The 20,934-nt window shown below is 47.1% G+C and carries 12 protein-coding genes, 1 tRNA gene and 3 rRNA genes; 15 read left to right on the top strand and 1 reads right to left on the bottom strand.

Annotated features, from left to right (window positions below):
- The first annotated feature begins 2 nt into the window (after positions 1 to 2).
- The 15 genes from MKX74_RS24915 (at position 3) to rrf (ending at position 19,912) form a co-directional block, all read left to right on the top strand.
- On the top strand, positions 3 to 971 hold the full coding sequence (locus tag MKX74_RS24915; protein ID WP_084165523.1) for an NAD-dependent epimerase/dehydratase family protein: 969 nt from the start codon (positions 3 to 5) through the stop codon (positions 969 to 971).
- Entirely contained in the window at positions 971 to 1,942 is a 972-nt protein-coding gene (locus tag MKX74_RS24910; protein WP_341180106.1) for a glycosyltransferase family 2 protein, read from the top strand. Before MKX74_RS24915 ends, MKX74_RS24910 begins: the two co-directional genes overlap by 1 nt.
- A 105-nt stretch (positions 1,943 to 2,047) precedes the next feature.
- Positions 2,048 to 2,596 carry a dTDP-4-dehydrorhamnose 3,5-epimerase gene (gene rfbC, locus MKX74_RS24905; protein WP_341180105.1) on the top strand — a complete coding sequence of 183 codons (549 nt, stop codon included), beginning with the start codon at positions 2,048 to 2,050 and terminating at the stop codon, positions 2,594 to 2,596.
- 42 nt (positions 2,597 to 2,638) lie between these two features.
- Positions 2,639 to 3,658, top strand: a complete 1,020-nt coding sequence (rfbB, locus tag MKX74_RS24900) for a dTDP-glucose 4,6-dehydratase (protein ID WP_341180104.1) — start codon at positions 2,639 to 2,641, stop codon at positions 3,656 to 3,658.
- Positions 3,659 to 4,522, top strand: a complete 864-nt coding sequence (rfbD, locus tag MKX74_RS24895) for a dTDP-4-dehydrorhamnose reductase (RefSeq protein ID WP_133569223.1) — start codon at positions 3,659 to 3,661, stop codon at positions 4,520 to 4,522.
- 177 nt (positions 4,523 to 4,699) lie between these two features.
- Positions 4,700 to 5,665 carry a glycosyltransferase family 2 protein gene (locus tag MKX74_RS24890; RefSeq protein WP_341180103.1) on the top strand — a complete coding sequence of 322 codons (966 nt, stop codon included), beginning with the start codon at positions 4,700 to 4,702 and terminating at the stop codon, positions 5,663 to 5,665.
- 173 nt (positions 5,666 to 5,838) lie between these two features.
- On the top strand, positions 5,839 to 6,756 hold the full coding sequence (locus MKX74_RS24885; protein WP_341180102.1) for a glycosyltransferase family 2 protein: 918 nt from the start codon (positions 5,839 to 5,841) through the stop codon (positions 6,754 to 6,756).
- Positions 6,753 to 8,153, top strand: a complete 1,401-nt coding sequence (locus tag MKX74_RS24880; RefSeq protein ID WP_341180101.1) for an undecaprenyl-phosphate glucose phosphotransferase — start codon at positions 6,753 to 6,755, stop codon at positions 8,151 to 8,153. The genes MKX74_RS24885 and MKX74_RS24880 overlap by 4 nt, the downstream gene beginning before the upstream one ends.
- Positions 8,154 to 9,097: 944 nt before the next feature.
- Complete coding sequence (locus tag MKX74_RS24875; RefSeq protein ID WP_341180100.1) at positions 9,098 to 9,799, top strand: heptaprenylglyceryl phosphate synthase; 702 nt, start codon at positions 9,098 to 9,100, stop codon at positions 9,797 to 9,799.
- A 102-nt stretch (positions 9,800 to 9,901) separates the two neighbouring features.
- Positions 9,902 to 12,226 carry a DNA helicase PcrA gene (pcrA, locus tag MKX74_RS24870; RefSeq protein WP_341180099.1) on the top strand — a complete coding sequence of 775 codons (2,325 nt, stop codon included), beginning with the start codon at positions 9,902 to 9,904 and terminating at the stop codon, positions 12,224 to 12,226.
- A gap of 22 nt (positions 12,227 to 12,248) precedes the next feature.
- Positions 12,249 to 14,264: an NAD-dependent DNA ligase LigA gene (gene ligA, locus MKX74_RS24865; protein ID WP_341180098.1), complete on the top strand. Its 2,016-nt coding sequence runs from the start codon at positions 12,249 to 12,251 to the stop codon at positions 14,262 to 14,264.
- Between the two features lie 472 nt (positions 14,265 to 14,736).
- A 16S ribosomal RNA gene (locus MKX74_RS24860) occupies positions 14,737 to 16,288 on the top strand.
- A 95-nt stretch (positions 16,289 to 16,383) separates the two neighbouring features.
- Positions 16,384 to 16,459: transfer RNA gene (locus tag MKX74_RS24855), tRNA-Ala, on the top strand.
- 228 nt (positions 16,460 to 16,687) lie between these two features.
- A 23S ribosomal RNA gene (locus MKX74_RS24850) occupies positions 16,688 to 19,611 on the top strand.
- A 184-nt stretch (positions 19,612 to 19,795) separates the two neighbouring features.
- Positions 19,796 to 19,912 (top strand): 5S ribosomal RNA (gene rrf / locus MKX74_RS24845).
- Together the 16S, 23S and 5S rRNA genes with 1 tRNA gene alongside form the textbook arrangement of a ribosomal RNA operon.
- Positions 19,913 to 20,063: 151 nt before the next feature.
- Here rrf and MKX74_RS24840 read toward each other — a convergent pair.
- Entirely contained in the window at positions 20,064 to 20,933 is an 870-nt protein-coding gene (locus MKX74_RS24840) for a CYTH domain-containing protein (protein ID WP_341180097.1), read from the bottom strand.
- Position 20,934: the final 1 nt, after the last annotated feature.

Raw genomic sequence — 20,934 nt, 5'->3', positions numbered from 1 at the left:
TAATGATCGGTGACTTTAACAATGTAGAAAGGAAAGACCCTATGAACACAATTGTTTTTGGAGGGGCAGGGTTTATTGGGGCCGAGCTAATTAAAAGGCTTTGTTCTAGAGGCACGAAGGTAACTCTTTATGACCGTAATATCAACAAAAAAAAGTTGCCAGAAGGAAAGTATAATGTAATTGAGGGCGATTTTTTTTCGGAAACTAATTTTAAGAGTTATCTAGAGGGAAAAGATACTATTATTCAGTTAATTAGTAGCGTTACACCCTCTAGTTCAATGGAAAATGTATTGGAGCCATATTCTAAAGATGTTATTAAAACATTAGAGTTAATAGAGGCTGCAAAAGAAGTGGGCATTAAAAAGATTATATTCTTGTCTTCAGGTGGAACTGTATATGGAGAAGTAAATGCTGATTTACTGAATGAGATGATGCCGTGTTCTCCATTAAATCATTATGGAAATATGAAGCTAACAATTGAAAAAATCTTACTCATGTACAACAAGCTATTTAATATGAACAACATTATACTTAGAGTTGCGAACCCTTATGGTGCTGGACAGTCACCTGATAAAAAAATTGGAGCAATCTCTATTTTTATGCATCGTATTCTAAATAATGAACCAATATCCATTTATGGTGAAGGACAAATTGTTAGAGATTACATTGAGATTTCAGATGTGTGCGAGGCAATTATTACATCTTTAAAATATGAGCCTCCGCGAAATGATTCAGATCCGATATTTAATGTAGGCACTGGAAGAGGGTTATCGTTACTTGAAATCATTCGCTTAATTGAAATGGTTACAGGTACTGATGCCATAGTTAAATTCTACAGTGAAAGAAGTTATGATGTTAAGAGAAATGTACTTGATCCCCGTAAAGCTCAGGAGAAGCTAGGTTTCTATTCTAAAGTAGCGGCAGAAAAAGGCATTGAATCCCTATATAGAAGTATTAGAGGAATTAATTAATGAAGGTATCGGTTGTCATTCCGAACTACAATGGTGACATATACTTACAGGATTGCCTTTGTTCTTTGAAAAATCAAACATTCACTGATTTTGAAGTGATCCTAGTGGACAATAATTCGACTGATAATAGTATTAATATAGCTCAGTCTGTCCTTCCTAGTATTACCATAATAAAATTGGCTTCAAATTTGGGATTCAGTAAAGCCGTAAATACCGGGATTATGAGTTCTCAAGGTGAGTTTGTTGTGCTTTTAAATAATGATACAATAGCTTATGCTGACTGGCTTTTTAATCTAGTTCATTGTATCGAGCAAGATACATCAATTTTTTCATGCTCTAGCAAAATGTTGATTTATCATGACCCTTGTTTGGTGGATGACGCTGGAGATACGTATACTATTTTTGGTAATGCTTATCAAGAGGGGCATGGACAACACAAGCATTTTTTTGACAAAGATCAGGATGTCTTTAGTGCTTGCGCGGGTGCTGCAATTTACAGACGGAGCCTCTTTGATAAAATAGGGTATTTTGACGAACGTTTTTTTGCATATCTGGAGGACGTTGATATTGGATATAGAGGAAGGTTATATGGGTTTCGAAATGTCCTCTGTTCTACTGCCGAGATACTCCATATAGGAAGTGCAACAACTGGTGGAGGGTTTTCTCCTCTAAAAGTAAAGCTGTCAGCAAGGAATAATATTTTTTTAATATACAAAAACATGCTTCTTGTTCAAATCTTGCTTAACTCCCCTTTTTTGCTTTTAGGATTATTCATGAAATATCGCTTCTTCAAAAAAAAAGGCTTATCTAAAGAATACATTGAGGGTCTACTAGAGGCGTTTCGTTATTTAAAAAATCAACGAATTGAAAAAAGTCAATATAAGATGAAATATGTCATTTCTGTACAACATTGGCTTGTTAAAAAAGGGGTTTATTCTTTCTGGATTAAAGTTCAAAAACTGCTTAAATAGGGCCACTAGTGTTAATCACCTTTTATATATGTACCCAATATAATAATTAAACTATAACTAGACACTCTAGGTAAATATCTGAGCTTAAGTGAAAGGAGCAAAAATGTGAAAGTAATCTCTTTGAAGCTAGACGGTGCAAAAATAATTGAGCCTGCAGTATACGGTGATCATAGAGGTTTTTTTACAGAAAGTTATAATGATAAATTGTTCCATGATAATGACATCAAGTATAATTTTCTGCAAGATAATCACTCACTCTCAGCAGAGGCTGGAGTATTACGGGGGTTGCATTATCAAATTTCACCCAAAGCCCAAACTAAGTTAGTAAGGGTGATATCGGGAGCGATATATGATGTAATTGTGGACATTCGTAAAGACTCAGCTACTTTTGGTGAATGGGTAGGGGTAATAATAAGTGAGCACAACAAGCGACAACTTCTGGTTCCAAAAGGCTTCGCTCATGGTTTCTGTACACTCGTTCCTAATACTCAGGTTCTTTATAAAGTAGATGAGTACTATTCACCTGAGCATGATCGTGGGATACTGTGGAATGACCCTAACTTGAATATTGATTGGCCTACATCTAAAGTAATCTTGTCTGAAAAAGATACAAAACATCCGCTATTTGAAGAGATTGATTTTGAATTAGTTTGATGTTTTGGACACTAAAATTCATTTGTAATCATGGAGGACTTTATGAAACTTCTCGTCACCGGCGGCGCCGGCTTTATCGGCAGTAATTTTGTTATGTATATGCTTCAGCAGCATCCAGATTATCAAATTATCAACATAGATGCGCTTACCTACGCGGGAAATCTGGAGAATTTGAAATCCATCGAGCAAAATCCCAACCATACCTTCGTAAAGGCTGATATCACAGACGCCCAGGCGATTGATCAACTGATGCAGCAAGGGATTGATGTTGTTGTCAACTTTGCGGCTGAATCGCATGTGGACCGGAGTATTTTGGAGCCTGAAGTATTCGTGAAGACCAATGTGCTGGGAACCCAGGTGTTGCTGGATGCGGCCAAGAAGTATGGTGTAACCAAATTTGTACAGGTATCCACCGATGAAGTCTACGGTTCACTGGGTGAGACAGGTCTCTTCACTGAAGAGACACCTCTACAGCCTAATAGCCCTTACTCTGCTTCCAAGGCCGGTGGGGACTTGCTCGTGCGTGCTTATCATGAGACCTTCGGCTTACCTGTGAACATCACACGTTGCTCCAACAACTATGGACCTTATCAGTTCCCGGAGAAGCTGATTCCGCTTATGATCTCTCGTGCGTTAAATGATCAGCAGTTGCCTGTATACGGAGATGGCTTGAACATCCGTGATTGGTTGTATGTAGAGGACCATTGCAGTGCCATTGATCTGGTCATTCATAACGGTAAGCTTGGTGAGGTCTACAATATTGGTGGCAACAATGAGCGTACCAATGTGCACATCGTTAAGACGATCCTGGCTGAGCTAGGTAAGCCAGAGTCGTTGATTTCCTATGTAGAGGACCGTCCTGGCCATGATCGCCGCTACGGCATTGACCCGAACAAGACGATGAATGAACTGGGCTGGAAGCCGAAGCATAATTTTGAGACGGGAATCAAAGAAACGATCCAATGGTATCTGGCCAATAAAGAATGGTGGACGCGCATTCAGTCTGGAGACTATCAAGCATACTACCAGCAGCAATATGCTTCCCGCTTGGGGGATCAATAGATGAAAGTCATGGTGACGGGAGCGGCTGGGCAACTGGGGACAGATGCCGTACGCATTTTCACGGAACAAGGCCACGAAGTACTTGCTAGTGATCGTGCGCAGCTCGATATTACAGACCAGCAGCAGACGTTAGATGCCGTTACAGCCTTTAAGCCAGACGCTATTGTCCATTGTGCAGCGTATACGGCTGTAGATGCTGCTGAGACAGACGTGGACGGTGCTTATCGTGTCAATGCAGTAGGTACACGTAATCTGGCCGTCGCTGCTGAACGGGTAGGAGCAAAGCTCATTTACATTAGTACGGATTATGTCTTCGATGGCCAATCGGAGCAAGCCTATCATGAATATGACAATACGAACCCCCAGTCCATCTATGGTAAATCCAAGCGAGCTGGTGAGGTTCATACTCAGACGTTATCCTCACGTTATTTCATTGTGCGTACTTCTTGGGTGTACGGCTTACACGGCAATAATTTTGTGAAGACCATGCTGAAGCTTGGACAGGAAAAGCCAAGTCTTCAGGTCGTACACGATCAGAAGGGTTCACCCACGTATACCGTGGATCTGGTGCATTTTTTGGCTGAGCTGATGCCTACTGATAAATATGGAATATACCATGCCTCAGGCAGTGGTGCCTGCACCTGGTATGAGTTCACGCAAGCCATTTTTGAGGAAGCTCGGGACATTATGGGGCTTACTATTCAAGCGGAACTGCACCCTTGCACTACAGACCAGTTCCCACGCCCAGCTCATCGTCCAGCTAATTCGGTGATGGAGCATCTGTCGATTCGTACGAATGGCTTCAGTGACTTGCGGCCTTGGCGTGAAGCACTGAAGGATTTTCTCAAGGAGCTTTCAGCTTAGCCTATACCGAATCATACACTCTTTATGAAAGCAACCTCTCCCTCCAGCGTTAACTGGAGTGGTGAGGTTATTTGTTTTAAGGAGCTGTAGATTGCATGCCGCTTGAGACACGTAATATACTTTGAAGGGTGAGGTTGAGTGTTTTTTAATTTGTGTTTTAGAAGAGGAGGACAGCCGTTGTATACAGTTCTTGTCCTAATGTCCACCTACAATGGTGAGAAGTACATAGATGAGCAAATGCAGAGTTTGCTGGCTCAAGAAGAAGTAAATCTTCATATACTCGTCAGGGATGATGGCTCGAAAGACAATACACTAGAGAGGCTGAGTCATTGGGAAAGCCAATACCCGAATCATATTACGACTATGCTAGCATCCAATATAGGAGTGGTGAGGAGCTTTTTTGAGCTAATAGAGCAATGCCTAGACCAGTACGATTACTATGCGTTCTGTGATCAGGATGATGTGTGGTTGTCTACTAAGCTAATCAGTGCGATTCACAAGCTGAATGCTCACTCCAAGTTATCTACTGAGTTGTCCAATGAACAGGCTGACACACGTCCTCTAATGTATTGCTCTACGACGCAGATGACTGATGAGGCTTTGAATCCTACGAAGCTATGGCCACCTATGCCAGAGAAGAGGCTCAGCCCCTATAACGCGCTGATTGAAAATGTATGTGTAGGTTGTACAATGCTGATGAATCGTGAAGCCATGCTGCTGATCAAGCAACAGATGCCCAAGCAAGTGGATAAGGTCATCATGCATGATTGGTGGGTCTATTTGTCTGTATCTTGTTTTGGTGAGGTGGTGTTCGATGAGAAGTCTTACATCCTGTATCGGCAGCATCAGCATAATGCGCTGGGGGGAGCTACAGACCGGTTATTTAGCAAATGGGTAAAACGGATTAAAAGGTTCATAAAGGGGAAAAACCGATATATTCTCAGCATACAGGCCGATGAATTTATGGCTACCTTTGGAGAGCGTGTCAAGCCTACATATCAGCAGGACATCAACAACTTCCTGAGGGCTTACCGCAAAGGCCCTGTTCGACGACTCCAATATATTCTTCAGACCCCTTTTTATAGACAGTCTGCTTCAGATCATTTTATTTTTAAGCTGGTCTACATAATGGGCAAGCTGTAGTCTGCATTTTCCTCCAGATGCTGGAACTTTTCTCGCAAAGAAACGTCTACATAGATGTAAGACGTTTCTTTGCTGTGTCGAAAATCCCTCAATGGAGCATCTCTACCGTCACAGCGCAGCACAATATGCTATAATCATTGATAGATTATGATGAAGTCAGGAGATTAGCTTTCATGGATGTAAGCATATTGATCGTCAATTACAACACACAACGCCTAACCTTGGACTGTCTTGCATCGGTATACGCGTCACAGACCCGGTTCAGCTACGAAGTCATTGTGATTGACAATCATTCCAGTGACGGCTCTGTGGAGGCGATACGCGCACAATTTCCTGCAGTGGCTCTGATTGCAAATGAAGAGAACACCGGATTTGCCAAAGCCAATAATCAGGGCATGGATGTAGCTTCCGGGCGATACATACTGCTGTTGAACTCAGATACGCTGATGCAGTTGGACACACTGGAGACCATGGTCGACTTGATGGATAGCCGTCCGGATCTCGGGGCAGCAGGCTGTAAGGTCATCTTGCCCGACGGTTCACTGGATAAAGCATGCAAGCGAGGCTTTCCTACACCATCTGCGTCATTTTATTATGCGTTCGGTTTTTCCAAGCGCTATCCCGATAATCCCAAGTATAATCAGTATCAGCTAGGGCACCTGGACCCGGATGAAGAATATCCTGTAGATGTGCTTGTTGGGGCATTTATGCTGGTGCGTCGAGAGACCATTGACCAGGTCGGAGGGCTGGACGAGACTTTCTTCATGTATGGTGAGGATATCGACTGGTGCTACCGAATCAAGCAGGCCGGGTGGGGTATTTACTACTATCCACGCACATATATTGTTCATATCAAGGGAGGCAGCGCCAGACGGCGTCCGCCAAAGATCATCTATGAGTTTCATAGAGCGATGTGGGTGTTTCATCGCAAGCATTATTACAGCAGGTATAATCTACTTACGAATATAGCTGTCTGGTCAGGCATTGCGCTGAAATATACAATGGCCATGGCGATGAATCGTTTCAGGGCACCTGCACCGCCCAGACCGTCGAATACGCATGAAGAATCACGTACCGAGGTGAAAGCATGATTCGCAGAAATCAGCGTTTCCTAACACAACTGTATATTTTGGCAGATTTCGCAGTCATTCAGTTCTCCTTCCTGATTGCCTGGTTCATTAAGTTCGAGAGCGGGCTCATTCCGTATGAGCAGCCGCTTCCTATTGAGGTGTACGGTGGATGGAGTCTGATCTACGGGACCATTGCGGTGTCTATCGGGATTATGATCGGGCTTTATACGACTACTCGTAAGAAACGATATGCCGACGATCTGATGAAGATCCTGCAGACCCATGTTGTGGGCTTGTTCGTTCTCTTGAGTGTCATGTTCTTTGTGAAAGAGATCAACATCTCACGGGGATATCTGGCTATCTATATGGTAGCTAACGTACTGCTGATACTGTGTTACCGTTACTACGTGAAGAAGGTATTAAAGGCTGTTCGTCAGAAGGGCTATAATAAACAGTTCGTATTAATTCTTGGTGCCGGTACACTCGGCAAGACATTCTATGCCAATCTCCAGCAGTATCCCGATCTGGGGTATGAGGTAATCGGATTTCTCGATGACAAGCGTATATGGTCTGAGGAGGAGGAAGGTCTGTATCAGCCGATTCTTGGTACGCTTGGTGATCTTGAGGCTACCTTAAAGCGACTGATGATTGATGAAGTCATTCTGGCTCTTCCGCTGGATGCTCACCACAAGTATCCAAGAATCATTAATCAGTGTGAAAAAGCTGGTGTTCGCACGCTGATCATTCCAGACTTTTTTGATTACCTGCCAGCACGTCCCTACTTCGATAATTTTGCAGGTATGCCGATGATCAACGTCAGAGATATTCCGCTGGATATCGCGGCTAATCGACTGTTCAAGCGGACCTTCGACATTGTGTTCTCGCTGTTTGCGATTATACTTACGTCACCAGTCATGCTGGCTGTGGCGATCGGAGTGAAGCTGACCTCGCGCGGACCTATTATTTTCAAGCAGGAGCGAGTAGGGCTTAACCGTCGCACATTCTATATGTATAAATTCCGTTCTATGCGATTACTCCCACCAGGTGCAGCAGATACAGGCTGGACGATCGAGAATGATCCAAGACGGACAAAGTTCGGTTCCTTTATTCGCAAGACGAGCCTCGATGAGCTTCCACAGTTCTTTAATGTGCTCTTGGGACATATGAGCGTCGTAGGGCCACGACCGGAAAGACCGTTCTTCGTAGATCAGTTTCGTGAGGAAATTCCGAAATACATGGTCAAGCATCACGTGCGACCAGGAATTACGGGCTGGGCACAGAGCAATGGCCTTCGCGGAGATACCTCGATTGAGGAGCGGATTAAGCATGACATTTTCTATATTGAGAACTGGTCGTTGCTGTTCGATATCAAAATTATTTTCCTGACCATCCGCAATGGCTTCAAAAATGCATATTAATCATGAGAAGCACGAAAAGATCTTTTAGTTAGCTTTTGAGGTAGTTATGCTTGTAACCAAGCTATGGTACGTAAGCTATCAAGCACTCATGATCATTATCTATATTAGATTATTATTGAGCCTCATCACGGCGTTCAGGCCGGGTGAGGTTTTTTGTTGTCGCATGGACAGATGTTGATGCACAAGTAAGTTACACAAGGAGGATTGCTTTCTGTTCATTATACAAGGAGAAGTGAGGATTAGTGGGAATGAGGTGGGATCGATTAGAGATAAGCGAAGTAACAACAAGGTGAAGTGCGACTAGTGTTGAAGTGGAGGTGCTATTGTGGAAAAGAAAACGGAGGAATTAATTTTTATCCACAGAAATGAGTGCTAAGAATGCGGATTAAAGACTTAGTCACAGTTTATCAACAGATGTTAACAGGTTATTAACAATATTCACAATACTCATCCACAAGTTATCCCTACTTATAAACAATTTGTGCACAGATTGTGTTTATCTCGGGGATAAATTCGGTATGATCGCCTCTGTTATTCAGTCTTTATCCCTAAAATGTTGAGAAGCTAAGTTTTCCGTTTAGTAAATGTACCACCAACTAAGAAGTTATTCACATTTATGCGCTTTTCGAGTCCCATCTCCAGCTAGTAGCGGAAAGGATATGCACGAGAGGACCCTTCTTTTGAGGACTTGTAAATAAAGCGACCTTTCATACCAGGTCTTTTTAATTCCTTTAGCCCTGCCAATGATTAGTCTTTTATAGGTTTACTATTGAACGAAGGTACTTGTTTATTACATACGAATCGCGAGTAATGCAGCATCCTGAGGGTCTAATTCTGAATAGGTATAAATTGTTCGTATAAAATGCGAACATCAAATTGACTTGCACCCCTCGCTGTCTTAGACTAATCCTAGCAGGTTAACCGTTAACGTGGAGGAATGAGGCTTGAAGGAACAGTTAAGAGCATGGAGGCATGTATTTAAGCTTGATCCGGACAAGAGTATATCGGATGAAGCGCTGGATGCTGTTTGCATGTCAGGCACAGATGCTATAATGATCGGCGGCTCTTCGGGAGTTACCTATGAAAACACCGTTGACTTGCTATCACGTGTGCGCAGATATGAATTGCCGTGTGTACAGGAGGTGTCCGAGCTTGAAGCTGTTGTCCCTGGCTTTGACCTGTATATGGTGCCGATGGTGCTGAACACACAGGATTCCAATTGGATTATGGGACAGCATCGTGTGGGCATCGAGCGATTTGGCTACATGATTCCGTGGGAGCTCGTAGTAGCTGAGGGGTATATTGTATTAAATGAACATGCGACGGTGGCCAAGTTGACTGGCGCTGATGCACGGATTGATACGGATGCAGTAGCAGCTTATGCACAAATAGCCGACAGACTGATGTCCCTCCCGATCGTGTATCTGGAATACAGCGGAACATATGGAGACATGAGCACAGTTCGTCGTGTGCATCGCTCATTAGATCAGGCACAGTTATTTTATGGCGGCGGGATAACTACGGCAGAGCGAGCTGCAGAAGCAGCGGCAGCCGCAGATACTGTTGTTGTCGGTAACATTGTGTACGATGATCTGGAGCAGGCACTAACTACGGTAAGTGCAGTCAAGGATGTTTTACGTAGTTAATTTCAAATTATATAGTAGCTATCTTAGTTGATTAGTAGTTATTTGTTGTGATTCAGAATGGATTATCTATTCAAGTTTATGAAAAATGGGAGGCAACGTAACATGCAGCCGATTGATATACATGAGGCAATACAACGTCTCAATCCACCGCAACGACAAGCGGTAGAAGCGACAGAAGGACCCCTACTGATCATGGCAGGTGCCGGCTCGGGAAAAACACGCGTGCTGACGCATCGCATTGCGTACCTGATCGCTACGCGCAAGGCCCCGCCTTGGAGCATACTGGCGATTACCTTTACGAACAAGGCGGCCCGCGAAATGCAGGAGCGTGTATCCAAGCTGATTGGTTCAGCTGGCCGGGACATCTGGGTATCGACATTCCACTCCATGTGTGTTCGAATTCTGCGCAAGGATATTGAACGAATTGGCTTTACCTCGAACTTCAGCATTCTGGACTCGGGAGACCAGCTCTCCGTGATCCGCGCATGTATGAAGGACCAGAACATTGATACGAAGAAATTCGAGCCTAAGGCTGTACAAGCTATGATGAGTGCAGCCAAGAACGAGCTGGTGACCCCGGAAATGTATGAGCGCAAGATTGGCGATTATTTCGAGGGGATTGTGTCCAAAGTATATACCATGTACCAGAAGCGTCTGAAGAGCAACAACTCTCTGGACTTTGATGATTTGATCATGACTACGATTCAGCTCTTCAAGGAAGTGCCGGAGGTACTGGATTTCTATCAGAAGAAGTTCCAATACATCCATGTCGATGAGTATCAGGATACGAATCGGGCCCAGTACATGCTGACCCGTATGCTGGCAGACAAGCATCATCGTATTTGTGTGGTAGGGGATAGTGATCAGTCCATCTATCGCTGGCGTGGAGCAGATATCTCGAACATTTTGAATTTTGAAGAGGATTATCCTGAGGCACGTACGATTCTATTGGAGCAAAATTACCGCTCGACCTCCAATATCCTGAACGCAGCGAATGAAGTCATTGCCCAGAATAGCGGACGTAAGCCCAAGAAGCTGTGGACTGACAAAGAAGGCGGACCGAAGATCAAGGTCTATCGGGCAGACTCGGAGCATGATGAAGGATACTTCATTGCTTCGGAGATTCAGAAGAACGTTAAGGCTAACAAGAACTACAGCAATCATGCGATTTTGTACCGTACAAATGCTCAATCCCGGGTTGTGGAGGAAATACTCATCAAGTCGGATATTCCTTACCAGATTGTAGGGGGCGTGAAGTTCTATGATCGAAAGGAGATCAAGGATCTGCTTGCGTATCTACGTCTTTTATCCAACCCTGATGATGATATCAGTCTCATTCGCATCATTAACGTGCCCAAGCGGGGAATAGGTGATACTACGGTAGCCAAGCTGCAAGGTGCTGCGGCTGAGCGTGGTATTTCGATTTTTCGAATCCTGCAGGTTGTGGATGATCTAGGCTTCGCGGGACGCACACGTAATGCGCTCGTTGAATTTTACGATATGATTGCGGCTCTACATCAGATGGTGGAGTATCTGTCTGTGACGGAGCTTACGGAAAAGATACTGGAAATGTCCCAGTACCGAATGGAGCTGCAGCAGGAAAATACACTGGAGTCCCGAGCTCGTCTGGAGAATATTGATGAGTTCTTATCTGTGACGATGGAATTCGAGAACAAGAATGATGATAAGTCATTAGTGTCATTCCTGACGGACCTTGCCCTCATTGCGGATATTGATTCCATGAATGATGATCCTGAGGAGCAGGCGGATTCTGTCATTCTGATGACCATGCATAGTGCCAAGGGGCTGGAGTTCCCGGTTGTCTTTATCGTGGGCATGGAGGAAGGAGTATTCCCGCATAGCCGTGCTTTCCTGGACCAAGAAGAGCTGGAGGAAGAGCGTCGACTGGCTTATGTAGGGATTACTCGGGCAGAGCAGCAGTTATTCTTGTCCTGTGCGCAAAGCAGAACCTTGTTCGGACGGACTACGGCGAATCCACCCTCCCGCTTCCTGGAGGAGATTCCTGAGGAGCTTAAGGAAGATACCGGAGTGGCAAGGGATCGCTATCGACGTGGAAGTAACATCGGAGGCTCTTATGCTGGAAAAGGTCTTGGCTCCAGTGGAAACAGCAATTTTGGAGGCAGTCGCTCTTTCGATGCCTTGAGTCGTAGTGGCTCCACTGCAACCTCTACCTCTAGTTCGCGGGTTACCGTATCTGGCCCAGGCGCCAAGCCAGCAGCTCCAAGCAAGGCAAGCGACGGTTCCTTTGCCGCAGGCGATAAGGTGCAGCATGGCAAATGGGGAACAGGTACGATTGTGGCAGTCAAAGGCACCGGCAATGATACGGAGCTTCAAATTGCGTTCCCTGCTCCAGTGGGCGTCAAGCGGCTGTTGGCAGGCTTCGCCCCCATTACCAAAGTGGAATAATGAATAAAGGAGTGGCTTCTTAATGGACCCTATGCACAGAATGGAAGAGCTAGTCACTGAGTTGAACCGTTATAACTATCATTATTACACCTTGGATGAGCCTTTGGTCAGCGACAAGGAGTATGACGTATTGTACGACGAGCTACTTCGCTTGGAGCAGGAAAGTGGCGTAAGCCTACCGGATTCTCCGACGCAACGCGTGGGTAGTGAGATCCTGAAGGGCTTTACACCACATCGTCACCTGGCTCCGCTCTGGAGCCTGGATAAGGCCCAAAATACGGAGCAGCTTCAGTCATGGAATGCTAGGGTTACCAAGCTAGTTACGGATTACAATGCCAAAAACCCGGATCAGCCACTCCCTGTACCGAGCTATGCAATTGAGCTCAAGTTCGATGGATTAACCTTGAATCTAACCTATACAGATGGCAAACTGGTTCAGGCTTCTACTCGGGGTAACGGTGTCACGGGTGAGGGCATCCTTGCGCAAGTCAAGACCATTAAGTCTGTACCATTGAACATTCCCTATCGTGAGGGGACGATTGAGGTGCAGGGCGAAGGGATTATGAACCTGTCTGTATTGGCTAAATATAATGAGACCGCAGCGGAGCCACTCAAAAATGCACGGAATGCAGCTGCAGGAGCCCTGCGCAACCTGAATCCGAAGGTCACGGCAGAGCGCAAGCTGAATGCTTTCTTTTACAATGTGGGCTACAGTGACGGAATTCAATTTGACAACCATCAGGAAATGATGGCATTCCTGAAGGATAACCAGTTTAAAGTGAATCCTTACTTGACTTACTTCGATAGCTTTGAGGAAGTCATCGAGCAATTGACGGAGATCGAGCAGGGAAGATCCGAGCTTGATTTTCTGATCGATGGGGCTGTTGTGAAGATCACAGATATGCGTACGCGTGAAGTGCTTGGATATACTGACAAATTCCCACGCTGGGCGGTTGCCTATAAATTTGAGGCAGAAGAAACAACCACTGTGCTTGAATCTGTAAGCTGGAATGTGGGGCGTACTGGCAAGGTGACTCCGCTCGCGCGAGTGGAGGCGGTAGAACTGGCGGGCGTCACCGTTCAGAATTGTACCTTGAATAATGCGGGAGATATAGAACGCAAGAATCTTAAATTTGCACTGGGGACACGTGTGTTCATTCGACGTTCCAATGACGTCATTCCTGAGATTTTGGGAAAAGTGACGGAGGAGCAGGACGGAGAGGAAATCGTCACACCAGATCATTGTCCAGCTTGCGGCTTCCCGCTGGAGCAGCGAGGTGCGCATTTGTTCTGTGACAACAAGCTGGGCTGCAAGCCGCAGATCGTTGCACGTATTTCGCATTTTGCCTCCAGGGATGCGATGGACATCGAGACTTTCAGTGACAAGACCGCTATCCAATTGCATGACGAGCTGGAGCTTCGTGAGCCAGCTGATCTGTACAGCCTGGAGTTTGATCAGTTATTGAAGCTGGAGCGGTTCGGCGAGAAAAAGGCGAATAATCTGCTAGCGGCGATCGAGAAGAGCAAAGATCGTGATCTGGCTTCCTTCCTGTATGCGCTAGGTATTCCTAACACGGGCAAATCTACTACACGTATGCTTGCTGATCACTATCGGGATCTGACACGTGTGATGGAAGCGACGGTCGAGGAACTAGTGGAACTGCCGGATGTCGGCGGTATTGTAGCGGAGAGCATCGTGGCCTTTTTCGCAGATCCGTTCACTCGTGCGGCCATTGAGAAGATGCTGAATGCTGGTGTCAAGGCAGAAGCTCCTGCGGCAGTGGGGCCTGTGCAGACAGATAGTTATTTCAGTGGAAAGACAGTCGTACTTACGGGAACTCTCCATCAGCTCACGCGTGATGAGGCCACTACTCGTCTGGAACGTCTTGGGGCGAATGTTACTGGCTCGGTATCCAAGAAGACGGACCTTGTTATCGCAGGTGAAAAAGCGGGGAGCAAGCTGGCGAAGGCCAAGCAACTAGGTATTGATACGATTGAAAGCGAAGATGAGTTCATTCGTTTGCTTAATGAGCAATGAGTAGAAGATACGAGTGAGGTTTTTTTTGACCCTTAGTTCACAATTGTATATTAGCAACTGTAAATGTAACATGCTGCACGGCTCGGGCTTGCCCTGGGCCGTTTTTTATTAATGTTGTTGAGACATCAATGGAATGAATATCTCTCTACAATACTTTTGCGTGGGGGAGAACATCATGGGCATTATTTTGGTTAGGCAATTGTAAAAGGGCAGTGATTAAAAAAAGCTTGCTTTGTTAGGTTGGATGTGATAAATTATTATTCGTTGCCCCGATATGAAATATATCGAGCGGAAACGACAAAAAATAAAATGTGTTGACAACAATGTTCGACACATGATATTATCAAATTCCTGACGCAGACGATTGAATGTGTCAGACAAGTTCCTTGAAAACTGAACAAATGGACGATGTAATATAATGAGATATGAATCTCGTCAGATTCAAAATGAGCAATCGCTCTTTTCAATAACTTTATTGGAGAGTTTGATCCTGGCTCAGGACGAACGCTGGCGGCGTGCCTAATACATGCAAGTCGAGCGGACTTGATGGAGAGCTTGCTCTCCTGAGAGTTAGCGGCGGACGGGTGAGTAACACGTAGGCAACCTGCCCTTTGGACTGGGATAACTACCGGAAACGGTAGCTAATACCAGATAATTCACTTCTTCGCATGGAGAAGTGAGGAAAGACGGAGCAATCTGTCACCGGAGGATGGGCCTGCGGCGCATTAGCTAGTTGGAGAGGTAACGGCTCCCCAAGGCGACGATGCGTAGCCGACCTGAGAGGGTGATCGGCCACACTGGGACTGAGACACGGCCCAGACTCCTACGGGAGGCAGCAGTAGGGAATCTTCCGCAATGGGCGAAAGCCTGACGGAGCAACGCCGCGTGAGTGATGAAGGTTTTCGGATCGTAAAGCTCTGTTGCCAAGGAAGAACGTCCTTAAGAGTAACTGCTTAAGGAGTGACGGTACTTGAGAAGAAAGCCCCGGCTAACTACGTGCCAGCAGCCGCGGTAATACGTAGGGGGCAAGCGTTGTCCGGAATTATTGGGCGTAAAGCGCGCGCAGGCGGTCATTTAAGTCTGGTGTTTAAGCCCGGGGCTCAACCCCGGATCGCACGGGAAACTGGATGACTTGAGTGCAGAAGAGGAGAGTGGAATTCCACGTGTAGCGGTGAAATGCGTAGAGATGTGGAGGAACACCAGTGGCGAAGGCGACTCTCTGGGCTGTAACTGACGCTGAGGCGCGAAAGCGTGGGGAGCAAACAGGATTAGATACCCTGGTAGTCCACGCCGTAAACGATGAGTGCTAGGTGTTAGGGGTTTCGATACCCTTGGTGCCGAAGTTAACACATTAAGCACTCCGCCTGGGGAGTACGGTCGCAAGACTGAAACTCAAAGGAATTGACGGGGACCCGCACAAGCAGTGGAGTATGTGGTTTAATTCGAAGCAACGCGAAGAACCTTACCAGGTCTTGACATCTGAATGACCGGATCAGAGATGATCCTTTCCTTCGGGACATTCAAGACAGGTGGTGCATGGTTGTCGTCAGCTCGTGTCGTGAGATGTTGGGTTAAGTCCCGCAACGAGCGCAACCCTTGACCTTAGTTGCCAGCACCTCGGGTGGGCACTCTAGGGTGACTGCCGGTGACAAACCGGAGGAAGGTGGGGATGACGTCAAATCATCATGCCCCTTATGACCTGGGCTACACACGTACTACAATGGCTGGTACAACGGGAAGCGAAGCCGCGAGGTGGAGCCAATCCTAAAAAGCCAGTCTCAGTTCGGATTGCAGGCTGCAACTCGCCTGCATGAAGTCGGAATTGCTAGTAATCGCGGATCAGCATGCCGCGGTGAATACGTTCCCGGGTCTTGTACACACCGCCCGTCACACCACGAGAGTTTACAACACCCGAAGTCGGTGGGGTAACCGCAAGGAGCCAGCCGCCGAAGGTGGGGTAGATGATTGGGGTGAAGTCGTAACAAGGTAGCCGTATCGGAAGGTGCGGCTGGATCACCTCCTTTCTATGGAGAATCGCTTCCTGCAACGGAAGCATTCAAATCGGCAGAAGCATCTGCCAAAAGCATTTGTCCATTTGTTCAGTTTTGATGGAATTTGAGGGGCTATAGCTCAGCTGGGAGAGCGCCTGCCTTGCACGCAGGAGGTCAGGGGTTCGATCCCCCTTGGCTCCACCAAATCGATTTCATCAATTTAATTGCACCTTGAAAACTGGATACCGAAACGAAACATTGCGTTTTAGAACATCTTTTAGCTGAACTTGTGTAAGCAAGTGAAGTAATAAGTGTGACGCGAAATATCGGATGACGGAAGATCCTTTGGGAGTTTCTTTCTACCTCTGACTGGCTTAGTCCAATCGAGAAAGAAAGGGACAACAGAGCTATCCGGCATGCGATACGAGCGATGGTTAAGCTAATAAGAGCACACGGAGGATGCCTAGGCGCCAGGAGCCGACGAAGGACGTGGCGAACGACGAAATGCCTCGGGGAGCTGTAAGCAAGCTTCGATCCGGGGATGTCCGAATGGGGAAACCCGGCTACTGTAACAGGTAGTCACTCTTTGGTGAATACATAGCCAAAGGAGAGGCAGACCAGGGGAACTGAAACATCTAAGTACCCTGAGGAAGAGAAAACAATAGTGATTCCGTCAGTAGCGGCGAGCGAACGCGGATTAGCCCAAACCAGGAAGCTTGCTTCCTGGGGTTGTGGGACGTCTCACACGGAGTTACAAAGGTGTACCCTAGATGAAGAGGTCTGGAAAGGCCCGCGATAGAGGTAAAAGCCCTGTAATCGAAATGGTACACCCTCCGAGACGGATCCCGAGTAGTGCGGGGCACGTGAAACCCCGTATGAATCCGGCAGGACCATCTGCCAAGGCTAAATACTCCCTGGCGACCGATAGTGAAGCAGTACCGTGAGGGAAAGGTGAAAAGCACCCCGGAAGGGGAGTGAAATAGAACCTGAAACCGTGTGCTTACAAGAAGTCAGAGCCCGATCTATGGGTGATGGCGTGCCTTTTGTAGAATGAACCGGCGAGTTACGTTCCCGTGCAAGGTTAAGGTGAAGAGCCGGAGCCGCAGCGAAAGCGAGTCTGAATAGGGCGACTATAGTACGTGGACGTAGACCCGAAACCGGGTGATCTACCCCTGTCCAGGGTGAAGGTGCGGTAACACGCACTGGAGGCCCGAACCCACGCACGTTGAAAAGTGCGGGGATGAGGTGGGGGTAGCGGAGAAATTCCAATCGAACCCGGAGATAGCTGGTTCTCCCCGAAATAGCTTTAGGGCTAGCCTCGGAAAAGAGAGTCGTGGAGGTAGAGCACTGATTGGGTGCGGGGCCCGCAAGGGTTACCAAGCTCAGTCAAACTCCGAATGCCATAGACTTAGTTCCGGGAGTCAGACAGTGAGTGCTAAGATCCATTGTCAAAAGGGAAACAGCCCAGACCATCAGCTAAGGTCCCCAAGTGTGTGTTAAGTGGGAAAGGATGTGGAGTTGCACAGACAACCAGGATGTTGGCTTAGAAGCAGCCACCATTGAAAGAGTGCGTAATAGCTCACTGGTCGAGTGACTCTGCGCCGAAAATGTAACGGGGCTAAACACACCACCGAAGCTATGGCTTGATGCTTGCATCAGGGGTAGGGGAGCGTTGTATGCAGGTTGAAGGTGTACCGTAAGGAGCGCTGGACAGCATACAAGTGAGAATGCCGGTATGAGTAACGAAAAGATCAGTGAGAATCTGATCCGCCGAAAGCCTAAGGGTTCCTGAGGAAGGCTCGTCCGCTCAGGGTAAGTCGGGACCTAAGGCGAGGCCGAAAGGCGTAGTCGAAGGACAACAGGTCGAAATTCCTGTACCACCGTAAACCGTTATGAACGATGGGGGGACGCAGGAGGGTAGTGACGCGGACTGATGGATGTCCGTCCAAGCAGTGAGGCTGATGTGTAGGCAAATCCGCACATCGTAAGGCTGGGCTGTGATGGGGAGTGAAAATTACAGTAGCGAAGGTCATGATCTCACACTGCCAAGAAAAGCCTCTAGTCAGGTGAAGGTGCCCGTACCGCAAACCGACACAGGTAGGCGAGAAGAGAATTCTAAGGCGCGCGGAAGAACTCTCGTTAAGGAACTCGGCAAAATGACCCCGTAACTTCGGGAGAAGGGGTGCCTCGGTAGGGTGAATAGCCCGAGGGGGCCGCAGTGAAAAGGCCCAAGCGACTGTTTAGCAAAAACACAGGTCTGTGCGAAGCCGCAAGGCGAAGTATACGGGCTGACGCCTGCCCGGTGCTGGAAGGTTAAGGGGAGTGGTTAGCCGCAAGGCGAAGCTATGAACCGAAGCCCCAGTAAACGGCGGCCGTAACTATAACGGTCCTAAGGTAGCGAAATTCCTTGTCAGGTAAATTCTGACCCGCACGAATGGCGTAACGACTTGGGCGCTGTCTCAACGAGAGATCCGGTGAAATTTTAATACCTGTGAAGATGCAGGTTACCCGCGACAAGACGGAAAGACCCCATGGAGCTTTACTGCAGCTTGATATTGAATTTGGGTACGATCTGTACAGGATAGGTGGGAGCCGTTGAAGCAGGAGCGCAAGCTTCTGTGGAGGCGTCCTTGGGATACCACCCTGATCGTATCTAGGTTCTAACCTGGTACCGTAATCCGGTACGGGGACAGTGTCAGGTGGGCAGTTTGACTGGGGCGGTCGCCTCCTAAAGAGTAACGGAGGCGCCCCAAGGTTCCCTCAGAATGGTTGGAAATCATTCGAAGAGTGCAAAGGCAGAAGGGAGCTTGACTGCGAGACCTACAAGTCGAGCAGGGACGAAAGTCGGGCTTAGTGATCCGGTGGTACCGCATGGAAGGGCCATCGCTCAACGGATAAAAGCTACCCTGGGGATAACAGGCTTATCTCCCCCAAGAGTCCACATCGACGGGGAGGTTTGGCACCTCGATGTCGGCTCATCGCATCCTGGGGCTGAAGTAGGTCCCAAGGGTTGGGCTGTTCGCCCATTAAAGCGGTACGCGAGCTGGGTTCAGAACGTCGTGAGACAGTTCGGTCCCTATCTGTCGTGGGCGTAGGAAATTTGAGAGGAGCTGTCCTTAGTACGAGAGGACCGGGATGGACGTACCGCTGGTGTACCAGTTGTTCCGCCAGGAGCACCGCTGGGTAGCTATGTACGGACGGGATAAGCGCTGAAAGCATCTAAGCGTGAAGCCCCCCTCAAGATGAGATTTCCCAATTAGTAAGACCCCTTGAAGACGACGAGGTAGATAGGCTGGGGGTGGAAGTGCAGTAATGCATGGAGCTGACCAGTACTAATCGGTCGAGGGCTTATCCTATAAGTAAAATGCAATGATTCGTTTCGGTTCCAGTTTTCAGGGTGTAACACCTTGAATGATATGCTGCAACATTCATACACACAAATGTGTTGTACCGAATGTCTTGCATGCCGTGTTAGTCACACGGCAGAGGAATGATATTTTCTCACAGCGATTTCAAGAAGCGTAGCTTCGAAAAATCACGTTTGGTGGCGATAGCGGAGGGGTTCCACACGTACCCATCCCGAACACGACCGTTAAGCCCTCCAGCGCCGATGGTACTTGGACCGAAGGGTCCTGGGAGAGTAGGACGCCGCCAAGCACAAGAACCACTGCCGATTTTCGGTGGTGGTTTTTTTTCTGTGATATTACGTCAATAGACGCTTTTCTTATGCAAGTTATAAGGACCTGTTCCGAATAGCCGTATATAATAGCCACGGAACAGGCCCTTTTTCTACAAATCGCCTTTGCTACTAGTAACGCTCTAGAATTTGTTGTGTCTTTAGTCCGTCTGCTGGAATAAGCCACCCTTGTGTGTCAAGCTCATCTAATAATTCGTGGCGCATGTCTGCTGCAGTTGCCGGATCATCCGTCTTAAACGAAATTTCGACGATCGGCTCAATGCCGGTACCTGCCTCGTTGCGAACAGGCCATACTTCAAGAGTCATCTCCTGCCCGTTCCAGGTCCCTTTATAGCGTTCGAAGGTTAATGGACCATAAGCGCGTGAGTCATTCAGTCTCTTCTTACCCCAATTAGAGGAGGACCAGTCTTTTAATTTTCCAGGCAGCTTGTCCAGCAGCATCTCCAGCGCCTTCTCTTCGGATGGCAATACGGCTCCTTTATCTTTAGTGTCTACTTTTTTGGTATTAGAAAAGCTTAGCGTCTGCTTGCCATATCCCCAATCAATCTCAGCATCATAGTTATCATCGGACGCATCGAATCCCTCTTTGTTGGCTAGCGTAAGAGCAGCTTCTACATCGCCGTTTAGGATGGGATAGCGTTTTTTGTAGGTTAACTCATAATTGGATTTGTCTTCTTTTTTCCGAAAACGAACATTCCAGCCTTCATCGTTGAGGTCAAGCTGGTCTGTATCAAAATATTCTACTCGAATAGCCTCTGCATTGGCTTCCAGTCCGAAGGTATTCAGGACATCCCTGCTTGGATTTCCATTCTCGTTTAATACGAGCGCTGGGTCTACCAGAAATTTAACCTCGTAGGAGGGAATGGCATTGGCAGCGGCAGATACCTTGGCAGTCTCTAGTCCTCCAATACCAGTAATACTACCTCCCCAGGCTACCAAGCCGAGCATGAATGACAGGGTTATCTTTTTCCACTTGTTCATT

The organism is Paenibacillus sp. FSL K6-1230 (assembly GCF_038002385.1).
Lineage (GTDB): Bacteria > Bacillota > Bacilli > Paenibacillales > Paenibacillaceae > Paenibacillus > Paenibacillus massiliensis.
Note: the sequence above shows the minus strand (reverse complement) of the source record. Positions and strands in the feature narration are given on the sequence as shown.